This window comes from Xanthobacter sp. 126 (genome assembly GCF_000526175.1).
In the GTDB taxonomy this organism is placed as follows: domain Bacteria; phylum Pseudomonadota; class Alphaproteobacteria; order Rhizobiales; family Xanthobacteraceae; genus Xanthobacter; species Xanthobacter aminoxidans.
The window spans coordinates 5,413,478-5,426,405 of record NZ_JAFO01000001.1 but is presented as its reverse complement, the minus strand read 5'-3'; the positions used below and the strand labels follow the sequence as shown (position 1 = coordinate 5,426,405).

14 protein-coding genes are annotated in these 12,928 nt (G+C 69.2%); 9 read left to right on the top strand and 5 right to left on the bottom strand.

The features are described from left to right. The first annotated feature begins 1 nt into the window (after window position 1). The 9 genes from pqqD (at window position 2) to XAN126_RS0125605 (ending at window position 7,943) form a co-directional block, all read left to right on the top strand. A complete protein-coding gene (gene pqqD / locus XAN126_RS0125645; RefSeq protein ID WP_024281403.1) occupies window positions 2–277 on the top strand; it encodes a pyrroloquinoline quinone biosynthesis peptide chaperone PqqD in 276 nt (91 codons plus the stop codon). A gap of 17 nt (window positions 278–294) precedes the next feature. Continuing rightward, a complete protein-coding gene (gene pqqE, locus XAN126_RS0125640) occupies window positions 295–1,449 on the top strand; it encodes a pyrroloquinoline quinone biosynthesis protein PqqE (protein WP_024281402.1) in 1,155 nt (384 codons plus the stop codon). Continuing rightward, window positions 1,446–2,156, top strand: coding sequence for a hypothetical protein (locus XAN126_RS0125635; RefSeq protein ID WP_051460694.1), 711 nt, complete (start codon window positions 1,446–1,448; stop codon window positions 2,154–2,156). The genes pqqE and XAN126_RS0125635 overlap by 4 nt, the downstream gene beginning before the upstream one ends. Continuing rightward, window positions 2,137–2,490, top strand: a complete 354-nt coding sequence (locus tag XAN126_RS0125630; protein WP_024281400.1) for a hypothetical protein — start codon at window positions 2,137–2,139, stop codon at window positions 2,488–2,490. Before XAN126_RS0125635 ends, XAN126_RS0125630 begins: the two co-directional genes overlap by 20 nt. Before the next feature lie 324 nt (window positions 2,491–2,814). Continuing rightward, window positions 2,815–4,128, top strand: coding sequence for a hypothetical protein (locus XAN126_RS0125625; RefSeq protein WP_024281399.1), 1,314 nt, complete (start codon window positions 2,815–2,817; stop codon window positions 4,126–4,128). Then, complete coding sequence (locus XAN126_RS0125620; protein ID WP_024281398.1) at window positions 4,125–5,774, top strand: formylmethanofuran dehydrogenase subunit A; 1,650 nt, start codon at window positions 4,125–4,127, stop codon at window positions 5,772–5,774. The genes XAN126_RS0125625 and XAN126_RS0125620 overlap by 4 nt, the downstream gene beginning before the upstream one ends. Beyond that, complete coding sequence (gene fhcD, locus XAN126_RS0125615) at window positions 5,771–6,703, top strand: formylmethanofuran--tetrahydromethanopterin N-formyltransferase (protein WP_029877751.1); 933 nt, start codon at window positions 5,771–5,773, stop codon at window positions 6,701–6,703. Before XAN126_RS0125620 ends, fhcD begins: the two co-directional genes overlap by 4 nt. Then, window positions 6,700–7,506, top strand: a complete 807-nt coding sequence (locus XAN126_RS0125610) for a formylmethanofuran dehydrogenase subunit C (protein ID WP_024281395.1) — start codon at window positions 6,700–6,702, stop codon at window positions 7,504–7,506. The genes fhcD and XAN126_RS0125610 overlap by 4 nt, the downstream gene beginning before the upstream one ends. Window positions 7,507–7,550: 44 nt before the next feature. After that, a complete protein-coding gene (locus XAN126_RS0125605) occupies window positions 7,551–7,943 on the top strand; it encodes a cytochrome c family protein (RefSeq protein WP_024281394.1) in 393 nt (130 codons plus the stop codon). Between the two features lie 12 nt (window positions 7,944–7,955). Here the strand turns inward: XAN126_RS0125605 and XAN126_RS0125600 are convergent, their stop codons facing one another. The 5 genes from XAN126_RS0125600 to XAN126_RS0125580 form a co-directional block, all read right to left on the bottom strand. Next, the gene (locus XAN126_RS0125600; RefSeq protein WP_024281393.1) at window positions 7,956–8,975 is read right to left on the bottom strand and encodes a hydantoinase/oxoprolinase family protein; all 1,020 of its coding nucleotides are present in this window, start codon (window positions 8,973–8,975) and stop codon (window positions 7,956–7,958) included. Continuing rightward, the gene (locus tag XAN126_RS0125595; protein ID WP_024281392.1) at window positions 8,972–9,922 is read right to left on the bottom strand and encodes an ATP-grasp domain-containing protein; all 951 of its coding nucleotides are present in this window, start codon (window positions 9,920–9,922) and stop codon (window positions 8,972–8,974) included. The genes XAN126_RS0125600 and XAN126_RS0125595 overlap by 4 nt, the downstream gene beginning before the upstream one ends. Window positions 9,923–9,940: 18 nt before the next feature. Further along, window positions 9,941–10,837, bottom strand: a complete 897-nt coding sequence (locus XAN126_RS0125590; protein WP_024281391.1) for a RimK family alpha-L-glutamate ligase — start codon at window positions 10,835–10,837, stop codon at window positions 9,941–9,943. Between the two features lies 1 nt (window position 10,838). Beyond that, on the bottom strand, window positions 10,839–11,834 hold the full coding sequence (gene mch / locus XAN126_RS0125585) for a methenyltetrahydromethanopterin cyclohydrolase (RefSeq protein WP_024281390.1): 996 nt from the start codon (window positions 11,832–11,834) through the stop codon (window positions 10,839–10,841). A gap of 91 nt (window positions 11,835–11,925) precedes the next feature. Beyond that, window positions 11,926–12,828, bottom strand: a complete 903-nt coding sequence (locus XAN126_RS0125580) for an NAD(P)-dependent methylenetetrahydromethanopterin dehydrogenase (RefSeq protein ID WP_024281389.1) — start codon at window positions 12,826–12,828, stop codon at window positions 11,926–11,928. Between the last annotated feature and the right edge of the window lie 100 nt (window positions 12,829–12,928).

Below are 12,928 nucleotides of genomic sequence, written 5' to 3'. Positions count from 1 at the left end.
GATGCGCGCCGAGGAAACCGACGTCCCACGCCTGCCGCGGGGCGTGAAGCTCAAATACGATCAGGTGCGCGCCCGCCATGTGCTGCTGGCGCCGGAGCGGGCGTTCGACATCGACGAGACCGCCGCCGCCGTGCTGGAGCTGGTGGACGGAAAGCGCACCTGCTCCGAGATCGTGGATGCCCTCGCCGCCCGTTACGACGAGAAGCGCGAGGTCATCGCCGATGACGTCAAGGACATGATCGGCGGCCTGATCGCGCGCCGGGTGATCGAGACATGAGCGAAGCCGTGGCCCAGATGGAGACGAGGCAGCCCCCGCAGCCCGTGGCGACGCCTCCGGTCGGCCATCCCATCGGCATCCTCGCCGAGCTGACCCATCGCTGCCCGCTCCGCTGCCCCTATTGCTCGAATCCGCTGGAGCTGGAGCGCCGCGAGGCGGAGCTCGACACCTCCACCTGGAAGCGGGTGTTGAGCGAGGCCGCCGCGCTGGGCATCCTCCACGTCCATCTCTCCGGCGGCGAACCGACCGCCCGCCCGGACCTGGTGGAGTTGACCGCCCATTGCGCCGCCGAGGGGCTCTACACCAACCTCATCACCTCCGGCATCGGCCGCGCCTCCGGCATGATCGACGCGCTGTCGGAGGCCGGGCTCGATCACGTCCAGCTCTCCGTGCAGGGCGCGAGTGCCGAGACCGGGGATCGCATCGGCGGCTACAAGGGCGGCCATGCGGCGAAGCTGGAATTTGCCCGGAAGGTCACGGACCTCGGCCTGCCGCTGACGCTCAATGCCGTCATTCATCGCGGCAACATTCATGAGGTGGAGGACATCATCGCCCTCGCCGTGGCGCTGAAGGCCCGCCGGCTGGAGGTGGCGCACACCCAGTATTATGGCTGGGCCTATGTGAACCGCGCCGCGCTGATGCCCGCCCGTCCCGACGTGGATCGCTCGGTGGCGCTGGTGGAGGAGGCACGCCGGCGCCTTGAGGGCATCCTCGTCATCGACATGGTGATCCCGGACTATTACGCCCGCTATCCCAAGCCCTGCTCCGGCGGCTGGGGCCGGCGCACGCTGAATGTCACCCCCACCGGCCGGGTGCTGCCCTGCCATGCGGCGGAAAGCATCCCGAACCTCGAATTCTGGTCCGTGCGCGACCGCGCGCTCGGCGACATCTGGCGGTCTTCGCCGGCGTTCAACGCCTTCCGCGGTACCGATTGGATGCGCGAGCCGTGCCGCAGCTGCGACCGGCGCGAGATGGATTTCGGCGGCTGCCGCTGCCAGGCCATGGCGCTGGCCGGCGATGCGGCAGCGACCGACCCCGCCTGCTCGCTCTCGCCCTTCCATGCCCGCGTCGAGGCGCTGGCGACCGAGGAAGCGGCGGCGGTTGCTCCAGATTACATCTATCGTACCATCGGCGGAGCGCCACAGAAGGCGCCCGAAGGAGCCGCATCGTGAGCCTGCGTCACGCGTTGGGCCTCTGGCTCGTCCTCACGGCCGCCCTGTTCTCGGGCGGCGCCCTCGTCATGCCCCAGGCGGCGAGCGCGGCCGAGGCGCCGGCCGCATCCCCGGATGCGGCGACGCTGTTGTTCGAGGCCCCGCAGCTGGCCAACACCAAGGCGGGCCAGACGCTCACCTACAAATATTCCCGCAAGGTGGCCGATCCGGAACTCGGCGCGAGCTTCGAGGATCGCGTGGTGCTGATGATCGCGGCGAGCGCCAGCAGCAGCGGCGACGCCCGCGACGTCAGGGTCGATTTCTTCACGCCCGAGCGCCACCACGCCGCCGGCCCGTTCGAGGGCGTGACGACCAATCCCATGCTGCTCTTGTTCCTGGAGAACCACCTCGGGGACCTTGCCGGCCGGCTCAAGGGCAATCCGCGCTATTTCAAGACCGCCATCCGCACCGCCTTGCGCGACGCCGCAACCGTGACGGCGGCTGATCTCACCGTCGGCGGCCAGACGGTGAAGGGCTGGCGCGTGACGGTGACGCCGTTCAAGGGCGATCCCAATGCCGTGCGGATGCGGGGGCTCGATACCCTCGCCTATACATTCGAGGTGTCGCCGGACGTGCCGGGCCAGATCGTGCGCATGGACATCAAGGCCGACGCGCCAGGGGGCACCTTGTGGGAGGAGAGCATCGCCTATGATCCGACGAGCCATTGAGGCCGGCGCCCTGCTGCTCGCCCTCGGCGGGGCGGCGGCTGCGGCGACTGCCAGCGACAACGATTACCCCACCTCCGCCCGCGTCGATTACGTGTTCGGCTGCATGGCGGCCAACGGCCAGACCCGGGAGGCCATGGCCCGGTGTTCCTGCTCGGTGGACACCCTCGCCTCGATCCTGCCTTACGATCACTATGTCGCGGCCGAGACGATCCTTTCCATGCGGCAAGGCGTGGGACAGGCGGCCAATATCTTCCGCAACACGCCCCAATATGACGACACGATTGCAGAACTGCGCCGGGCGCAGGCAGAAGCAGAAATCACCTGCTTCAAGTAGAGCGATTTCGCGTCGCACAAATCATTCTCGCAGGCGCCGCACATGTGACGGGTTTTCGGCCCCGCTTCACTGTGTTAGCTTCCCCGCCAAGAACAGACGCATGGCGCACGGATTTTTCCGAAGCGCACTGCAACGACAAGCGGGCAACCGCCGCGGCGTCTTGATTGGGTCCGTCAATCCCCAAGGCAAAGCCATGGCCAGTTACCGCTTGAGTTCCGTTCTCTCTCCACTTGTCCCACGTTCTGGAGCCGGCTTCGCGCCGCCGCGCGCCCTTTGTCTGCCGGCCTTGCCGCGCGGCCTTTCTTCCGCGCAGGGGTGAGCCTCATGTCATCGGGTGAAACGACCGAAGCCGGTGCTCCCCGCATCGTGCGAGACGTGGTGTGTGGCTTCTGCGGCCTCGGCTGCGACGACATCGAGGTGTCCGTCGCCGGCCGCGCGGTGACACCGCGCAAGGCCTGCGCCGATGCCGCCCGCCTGCTGGCGCGTGGCGATGCGCCTCCGCCCTCTCCCCGCGTCAATGGCGCGCCGGCCAGCCTCGCCGAAGCGGCCTCCGCCGCGGCCGCCCATCTGAAGGCGGCGCGGTCCTCCGTCTTCTCCGGCCTAGGCACCGATCTCGAAGGGCACCGGCGGCTCTACGATATCGCCATGGTGGCGGGGGCGAGCATCGACCATTCCGCGTCCGGCGGCCTGTTCGCCAATCTCGACCGCCTCGCCCGCCGCGGCTGGATCGCCGCGACCCTCGCCGAGGTGCGCAACCGGTGCGACCTGCTGGTGGTGTTCGGCGATGATCCCGCCGCGAGCTTCGGCCGCCTGTTCGAGCGCATCATGCCGGTGCGCACGGGCGAAGGCGGCGACGCCGCCCCCCTGTTTGCGCCTTCCGGCCGGCGTGTGGTGATGATCGGTGCGCCGTTCTCGGACGCTTCGCGCAAGGTCCTCGCCGGCCATGAGCTGAGCGAGATCCTGCTGCCGCCCGAGCAGGTTGCCACCGCCGCCGCGCTGCTGGCGTCGGCCCTGGCGGGCCGTGACATCGGCGCCGTGGACGTGCTGCCCGGCACAGCCGGAGCCTCGCTGGCGGAGCTTGCCGACCTGCTCCGCGCCGCGCGCTACAGCGTCTTCACCTGGAACGCCGCGACCCTGCTGCAGGCGGATGCCGCCGCTGTCGCCGGCTCGGCCTCGGAGGCGGTGGATCTGTTGTCGCCGACCACCCGCGCCGCAGTGCTGCCCTTGGGCGGACGCGACAACGTCACCGGCGCCCACCAGCTCGCGCTCTGGCGCTTCGGCTATCCCCTGCGCACGGCGATCGGCGCCGGAACCGCACGCCATGCGCCCGATCTCTACGCCACCGCCGCGGCGCTGAAGGACGGCGACCTGCTGCTCCATGCCAGCGCATTCCGGCCCGATCCACCGCCCGAATTCAGCGCCGGCCCGGTGATCGCACTCGCCCATCCAGACACGTCGTTTGCCCGCGAGCCGAACGTGTTCATCCCCGTCGGAACGCCCGGCGTCGATCATCCGGGGCATGTCTTCCGCATGGATTCAGTCGTCTGCCTGCCGCTCCAGGGCCTTCGCCCGGCCGAGCTTCCGAGCCTCGCCGAGGCGGCTTCCGCCATCCTCGCCAATTTCGGGAGGGGCGCATGAGAAAGCGCGTCACCGGCGGGCGGGTGTTCGATCCCGCCAACGGCATCATCGATCAGGTCCGCGACGTGGTGCTTGAGGATGGACGCATCATCGCCGATCCGGGGCCGGGCGGCAGCGAGGAGGTAGTGAACGCCTCCGGCTGCATCGTGCTAGCTGGCGGCATCGACCTGCACAGCCACATCGCCGGCGGCAAGGTGAACCTCGGCCGTCTCCTCATGAACGAGGACCGGGCGCTGTTCCCCGAGCCGTTCGGCGATTTCTGCGGCTGCGGTGGCGGGCGCGCCGCGCCGACCACCCACGCCACCGGCTGTCGCTATTCGCAGATGGGCTACACGGCGGTGTTCGAGCCGGCGGTCGTGGGTGCCAATGCCCGCCATGCGCATCTCGAGATGGCGGACATCCCGAACATCGACACCGGTGGCTTCCTGGTGCTCGGCAATGATGACTTCCTGTTGCGCCTCATCGCGATGGGCGAAGGGCAGCAGGCGATCAACGATTATGTGGCCTGGATGCTCAAGGCGACCCAGAGCTGCGCCATCAAGATCGTCAATCCCGGCGGCATCAACGCCTTCAAGTTCAACGGCCGCAACCTCGATCTGGATGAGGCCGGCCCGTTCTACGAGCTGACGCCCCGCCGTATCCTCAACACGCTGCAGCGGGCGGTGACGGAGCTGGGCGTGCCCCACCCGATCCATCTGCACGGCTGCAACCTCGGCATTCCCGGCAATGTGAAGACCACGCTCGCCACCATGGGCGCGACGGAGGGCTTCCCCCTCCATCTCACCCACATCCAGTTCCACTCCTATGGCGCCGAGGGTGACCGGCACTTCTCCTCCGGCGCGGCCGAGATCGCGGAGGCGGTGAACGCCATGCCGCACATCTCGGTGGACGTGGGACAGATCATGTTCGGCCAGACGGTGACCGCCTCGGCCGACCTCATGTCGCAGTACCGCAACCACAATATCGCCGATCCCAAGAAGTGGATCGGCATGGATATCGAGATGGACGCGGCCTGCGGCGTGGTGCCGTTCAACTATCGCGACACGTCCTTCGTGAACGCGCTGCAATGGGCGATCGGTCTGGAGCTGTTCCTGCTCATCGAGGATCCCTGGCGGGTCTACCTCACCACCGATCATCCCAACGGCGGCCCCTTCACCTCCTACCCGCACCTCATCCGCCTGTTGATGGACAAGCCCTTCCGGGACCATCACCTCAGGCAGATTCACAAGGCTGCGCGGTCCCATACTCGGCTCGAAAGCATCTCCCGCGAATACACGCTGGAGGAGATCGCCGTCGTCACCCGCGCCGCGCCGGCCCGTACCCTCGGCCTCAAGGATCGCGGCCACTTGGGCCCGGGCGCACGGGCGGACGTGGTGCTCTATGAGGACCAGCCCGACCGGGAAGCCATGTTCGCCCACCCGCGCATCGTGATGAAGGACGGCGAGGTGGTGGTGGTGAACGGCGAGATCGTCGCCCTCACAGAGGGGCGGACCTATGCGGTGCATCCCCCCTCCGACCCCTTGATGGACAAGAGGTTGGAGCGCTGGTTCGACGAGGCGGTGGGCCTGAAATCCAGCCATTACCAGATCGCCGACGGGGAGATCCGTGGCGGCCAGGGGCCTGAAATCGTGGAGCTGAAGCCGTGAGCGCACCAGCCCCCCTCCTCATCAATGGCGTCGAGATCCGCGACAGCTTCGCCGAAGCGTTTCCCATGGCGGGAACCCGCCTCATCATCACCGCCGATACGCCGCGCTGGGCGCACACCGCTGCGGCGAGCCTTACGGGGTTCGCAACCTCGGTGATCGGCTGCGGTTGTGAGGCGGCTATCGAACGCGAGATTCCGGCCGAAGAGACCCCGGACGGCCGGCCCGGCTACGCCGTGCTCATCTTCGCCATGTCACTCAAGGACCTGAAGAAGATCGTGCCGCTCCGGGCTGGGCAATGCGTACTCACCTCGCCCACCTCGGCGCTCTATTCCGGTCTGGAAGGCGGCGCCGCGGTGCCGCTCGGTAAGGCGCTGCGCTATTTCGGTGACGGCCACCAGATGTCGAAAAACCTCGGCGGCAGCAGGATCTGGCGCATTCCGGTGATGGAAGGCGAGTTCGTCTGCGACGAGATCGTCGGCTCCACGGCGGCGGCGGTGGGCGGCGGCAATTTCCTCATCCTCGCCCGCTCGCGCCCGGCGGCGCTGGCGGCGGCGGAGGCGGCGGTCGAGGCCATGGGACAGGTGCGCGGGGCCATCATGCCCTTCCCGGGCGGGGTGGTGCGGTCCGGCTCCAAGGTCGGCTCCAAATATGCCGGCCTGATCGCCTCCTCCAATGACGCCTACTGCCCAACGCTGCGCGGCATCGCCAAAACTGCTTTGCCAGCTGAAGTTGAGAGTGTGCTGGAGATCGTCATCGACGGCCTCAGCGAGGGCGAGGTGGCGGACAGCATGCGCGCGGGCATCACGGCGGTGTGCGGCCTTGGCGCCGCGGGAGGAGTGGTGGCGGTGGATGCCGGCAATTATGGCGGCAACCTCGGGCCCTTCCATTTCAAGCTGCACCAACTGATGGCGCAGGAGGCGGTACGATGAGTGGCTTCCGCCTGACATTGACGGCCCCGCTCGCCGCGCGGGTTGATGCATCGAGCCTTCTGCCCGCTGCATTTGCAGGTGCGAGCGCAGCCGAGATCGCCGCGCGCACGGTTCCCTTCGGCACGGGCGTCGCTCTGGTCGGTGACCTGTTTGAAGTCGCCGCCAGCGAAGGCGATGCGCTGGTTCTTTCCGGTGACCCCCGGCTCGACTATGTGGGCGCGGGCCTCGCCGCGGGTGAGATCCGCGTGGAGGGCAGCGTCGGCGCGGCTGCCGGCGCGGGCATGAGCGGCGGGCGCCTGGTGATTTCCGGCGACGTCGGCGACGGGCTGGCGACTGGCCTAACCGGCGGACGGATCGAGGTTTTCGGCAATGCCGGCAAAAATGTCGGCGGACCTAGGCCCGGAGAGCGTCAGGGCATGCGGGGCGGGGTCGTCTCCATTGCCGGACGGGTCGGGGATGGCCTCGGCGCACGGTTGCGCGGTGGCCTGATCCTGGTTGCTGGCGATGCCGGGGCGGGTGCGGCGGATGGTCTATTAGCCGGCACACTTGCTGTGGCGGGCCGGCTCGGTCCCGGTGCCGGACGTGGCATGAAGCGCGGCTCCATCCTCGTTTCCTCCGCGCCGGAGGCTCTGGCGCTTGGCTTTGCCGAGGCGGGACTGCAGGATTTCGTGGCCTTGAGGCTGCTGGCGCGGCGGGTGCCGGAGCTGGCCTTGCTGTTCGGAGGAGAACTTTCGGGCCGGGCCGTGCGCCTTGTCGGCAACCGGTTGGCCGGCGGCGAAGGCGAAATTCTCGTCCTGAGCTGAGCCGGCGAAATATCAGATCAAGAAACCAGAAGAGGAACGCCCCGATGCGCACATTGTTCGTTTCCGCTCTCCTCCTCGCCGCCGCAACCGGCTCGGCCTATGCCGATCCGGACGTGGCTAAGGGCGAGACCGTTTTCAAGAAATGCATGGCCTGCCATGCCATTGGCCCGGATGCCAAGGTGAAGGTCGGCCCGCCGCTCAACGGCATCGTCGGCGCCAAGTGGGGGCATTTCGAGGGCTACGCCTATTCCCAGGACATCAAGGACGGCGCCGCCGCCGGCAAGGTCTGGGACGTGGCCACCCTCAACGACTATATCGAGAACCCCAAGCATTTGGCACCGAAGGGGAAAATGGCATTCGCGGGCGTCAAGAGCGAGTCGGAGCGGGCGGACCTCATCGCCTTCCTCGCCCAGTTCAAGCCCGACGGCAGCAAGTGACGATATAGCCGGCTAATTGAATGCGAGACGCGCCACGGCCACGGCCGGGGCGCAGTCGGCCGCAAGGCCCGCGAGGCGGGTGTCACCGGCGAGCAGCAGTCCGGCATGACGGTAGGCGCGCCCCGTCCGTTGCGCCAGCCGCCCCACCAGAAAACGACCCACGCCAGCCCCGATCAGAGGGGCATCGGGCGCGACACCTCCGGCGGAGGAGACCTGGGCCAGGGCCATGTGGAGACGGTGCATCTGCACCTCCGCCGCAGCGGCTGCGAGGGCCTTTGCTTCCTCCATGGTTGAGGGTGCGAGATCGCGCCCCACCATCCGCAAAAGCCGGCGGGCACTGGCGTCGCACGTCTTGTCGCCCCCATCGGCGGCGGGGTGGAGGTCGGCGCCTTCAGGCAGTTCGCCGGACAGCCGATGCACGTCGGCCGTGGTGGCGAAATACTCCGCCATGAGGGGCACGAGCCGCCCGCGAAACGGCAGGGCCGGCGCCAGCGCCATCACCGGCGTGCGGGCCGCGCCGGTATAGACCAACTCCCCGGTCTCCAGCCGCGCGGCATCCGAATAGCCGCGAAAGCAAAGTTGCGAGCCGGCAAAGGGAATGAGGTCGGTGGTGGTCGATCCGATGTCCGCGAGGATCCCGTCGCCCGCTATAGCGGCCAGCGCCGCCGCGGTGGCATGCCAGTTGGCCGAAGCGATGTCGGCGGTATTCAGATGGGCTTCGGAGAGACTGACGAAGCCGGCTCTGCCCGCATAAATGCGGGTGTCAGCCCCCAGTAACCCCCCCAGTTCGGTGGCGATATCGATGACGCCAGTTGCCCTGTCAGGCCACAGGTCGACGAGTTCGCCCGTCATCGTCACCACGGAGCGACCCGACACGGGGGGCATGGTCGCCATCGCCTCCCGCAGCCGGTCGAGACCCTGCCAGAGGGCACAGGGGGCAAGGTGGATAGATACCATCGTGCCGTCCGGTCCCAGGACCGCCCGCTTGAGGTGGGCGCCGCCCACGTCCCAGCCGATGAGGAGGTCGCTCATGCCAATGCCAGCTCCACGGTCGCGGGACGAAGGGGCGCCTCATCCGCTCCCGCCGCAAGCGCGGGGAGGAGGGTGGCGGGGTTGAGGCCGAGCGCCTGCCGGAGGCCGGCATAGGCAGTGGTGAGGCGGGGATTGATCTCCACCACCACCGGTCCCGCCGCGGTCAGGATGATGTCGATGCCGATGAAGCCGTCGAGGCCGGGGCAGGCGGCGACCACGTCCCGCGCCAAGGAAGCAAGCCGCCCGTCATCCGCCTGCGCGCCCACGGTGAGGCCGGACAGGGAGAGGCGGCCGTCGCGCACGGCGATGTGCTGGCGGTTCACGCAGAGGAGGCGGGCATCGTCCTTCTCAACCAGCACGGTGAGGCTCGCCGCCTCGCCCGGTACGTAAGGCTGGATCACCATGCCCTCCGTCGCCTCCGGGGCGGCGGGCACGCCAGCCGGCCAGAGGAAGGTGGCGTCGCAGCCGGCGCCGTCGTCCGGCTTGGTGATTCGGGCGCCGGGAATCTCGGGCGCTTCTGCCAGAGGATAGGTGGGGATATGCGGCACGCCCGCCAGCGCCAGGCGGCGGGCGGTTTCCAGCTTGCTGGTGGAGATGAGGATGGCCTCGGGGGTGGAGGCCAGCACCGGCTTGCCCGTCGCCGCCAGCATGCGCACGAGATCGGCGAGGATGCCGCCGGTCTCCGGCGCCACCGGCCAGATGAGGTCGGCGTCGTCGGCCAGGGTCCGCCACAGCACCCAGGCACTGGCATGGAGCCCCACCGGGATCGCGCCTTCAAGGGGGAGGCGCTCGTCGCAGGTGGTGAGAATCTCGGGCGGCGACGGCAGCGCGGCGAGGTCGGCCAGCATGGCGTCGCGGATCAGCGCCGCCTCGGCCGCGAGGCTCGGCGGCAGCGCCTCGCGGCGCATGCCGCCGCCGGTCACATACTCCAGCACCAGAACGCGCATGTCGGTCTCCGGCGCCGGTCAGGCGCTCACCGTCTCGCCCACGAGGCAGGCGGCCAGCGGCTCGGCCATGTTGCGGCCGGTGGCGTCGAACAGGCCGTGCCACGCCGGCATGGAATTCACCTCCAGCACCTTCAGCCGCCCCTCCGCATCGCGGATGAGATCGACGCCGGCATAGCTGGCGCCCACGGCCGCCGCCGCGCGCACCGCATAATCCGCCAGAAGCCCCTCGGCCGCCACCTCGGCGCCGGTGGCGCCCTGGTGGATGTTGGTGATCCAGCCCTTGGCCCGGCGGGCCATGGCCGCCTCGGCGCGGTTGCCGACCACGAACACGCGGAAATCCTCGTGAACTGCATCCGGCCCGCCCTGGGCCGGCGCCGCCACGAAATCCTGCAGGTAATAGACCCCGCCCACCGCCTCGGGCTCCGGCAGCGCGCCCTTGGGGGGAATGCGCTCCAGCCCGCGGCCCTGCGCGCCGAAGAGGGGCTTCAGCACGCTGTCGCCGGGGGCTGAGTCCACCAGCATGCGCGCGGTGGCGGCCTCTTCCAGCACGAGGGTGCGCGGCGTCGGCAGGCCGGCATGGGCGAGCAGGAAGGTGGTGGCGCTCTTGTCCACGCAACGCTCGATGGCGCGGGCATCGTTCATCACCCGCACCCCCAGCGCGGCCAGCGCGTGCAGCACGCCGAGCCGGTGGGTGATCTGCTCCAGCGTGCCGGCGGGCACCGAGCGCACGAAGCAGGCCTCGGGCAGATCGTCGCCGAAGCCGGGCAAAAGCAGGCCGTGCGCCGTCTCGCCCACGGCGAAGCCGCAGGCGCGCAGCGAGACGATGCGGGGCTTCACGCCCCGCGCCTTCAGGGCAGCCACCAGCGAGCGGGTGTGCCAGTCCACCCGCTCGGCAAAGATCACGAAGCCGGCCACCTCACACCCCGAAGGAGCGGGCGATGAGGTTGGCGTCGAAGCCGCCGGCGGTGAAGCTCGTGCCCTGCTCCATGGCCGTCACGGTCACGCGGGCGGGGGAGAACAGCAGCGGGTCCACCTTGTAGAAGTCGCAGTCATAGCCCGCGAAGATCTCGCCGAACGGCCGGCCATAGTCGCGCGAGGCCAGCGACGGCAGGCGCTTGGCGAGATCCTGCGCGGCCTCGGACGACCCGCGCACGAAGAGCTGCACGTCGCCGCCATAGAGCACCGCATCGTTGGTGCGGCCCATGGCGGTGAGGAAGTCCGGCGAGGGCGGCGCCACGGGGGCGGAGCCGATGCCGTCCACGATGTGCTCCAGCGGAAAGTGGAGCGCGTGCGCCTTGTGCAGCGCCACTTCCAGCACGCGGGCGACGATCTGCACCGTGCCGGCCAGCGACGAGGTGGGGGTGAGGATGAAGGTGACGGCCGTGGGCGCCACGCCGCAGCGGCTCGCCACTTCCTGAACCACCTCGGCGGGCGGGGCGACGCCGGTCTCCAGCACCAAGGCGACATGATCGCCATGGTCGCGGCAGCCGAGTTCGGCGAACAGGGGCTCCACCGCCGCCATGGCCCGGCCGGGGCCGGAGCCGAGGGCGAAGAAGTCGCCGTGCGACAGGCTCCAGCCGGCATACTGGCTGGCGAGGCACGCGGTGACGGGATCGGTGGTGGTGACGCTCACCAGCGTGTCGAAGGGCGAGAAGCGCCCGCCGGGCACGAGGGCCACCTTGCCGAGGCCGCCGAGGCAGATTTCGGCGATGCGGCGTCCGGCCTCCAGCGAGCCGGGCACGGAGATGCCGGCATCGACGATGCGGCAGCCGAGCGGGCCGGTGGAGACGGCAAGCCGCAGCTGTGTGGCGTCGGCCACCAGTGCCTCCACGAGGGGGGCGACCTGATGGGCGAGGCTGATACCGCCGGGCAGGGGGGCAGTGTCGGCAGCAAGGGCGTTGGAAGTTGTCATGGCCGCACCTCTCGCGCGGGGCAAACGGCGGCGGTCCCCGCGCAGCAGGCGCGGAGCCGGCGGGGAGAAGAAATGATCGTGCGCATGGGGCTCAGGCGTCCAGGGTTCTCGCCAGCTCGAACACCACCGGAAGGTCGATGAAGAGCGGCGTCGTGGTCTCGCACATGCGCTTGAGCAGGGTGTGCTGGACCGCGTATTTGAGATTGCCGATGGCGAGCGCGCCGATGCCGATGCCGTGGGGCAGCTGGGCCGCCGCATCATGGGCACCGATGCCGGCGATGCCGGCGGGGGGCACGGCGTTCACGTCCGCCGCCACGATGAGGTTCTTCGCGGCTTCGAGGTGCGCGGCGTTGAGGATCTGCACGCCCGCCTTGCCGGTGGCGAGGATGACCTCGGCGGCGGGCACCAGCGCCGCCTTGTCCGCATCCGTGACGGCGGCGGTGCAGGAGACGTCGAGGCCGAAACGGGTCTTGATGTCCCGCGCCTTCTCTTCCACCGCCGCGACCTCGCGATGGCTGACGAGGGTCACGTCCGCGCCCGCGCTGGCGGCGATCACCGCGGCCACCGAGCCCACCACGCCGGTGGCGCCGTAGATCTGCACCTTGGCGCCCTTGAGGCCGTCGGCGCGGACCTTCACCAGCGCCTGCTCCACCTTGGCGATCATGGCGGCGGCGGTGGTGAAGGAGCCGGCCGGATCGGGGAAGATGGAAATCTCGAAGGGCGGGAAGATGGAGGCCTTCGCCTCGGCCGCCATGTCGAAGGCGAGGGCGGCGTCCTTGCCGCCGATGAACAGGCCGGTGCGCGGCGCCGCCTGCGGGGCGCGCGAGAACATCATGTCCTGCGTCAGGTCGCGCACTTCCTCCAGCTTCACCCGCGAATATTGCGCGATGGTGAGATAGCCGGCGTCGGCCGCCATGTTCACGTCGAATGGGCTCACATGCGCGAGCGGAGTCACGATGTGGAGGATGGGGGGAATAGAGGCGGATTCCGCCATGGGTCAGCTCCGTGCCAAGGGAAACATAAGCGGGTGGCTTCGCCCCTAAGCTTCAGAGCAAGCTCAAGGAACGCCGCGGTTGTTTCCCCGCACGCAAGTC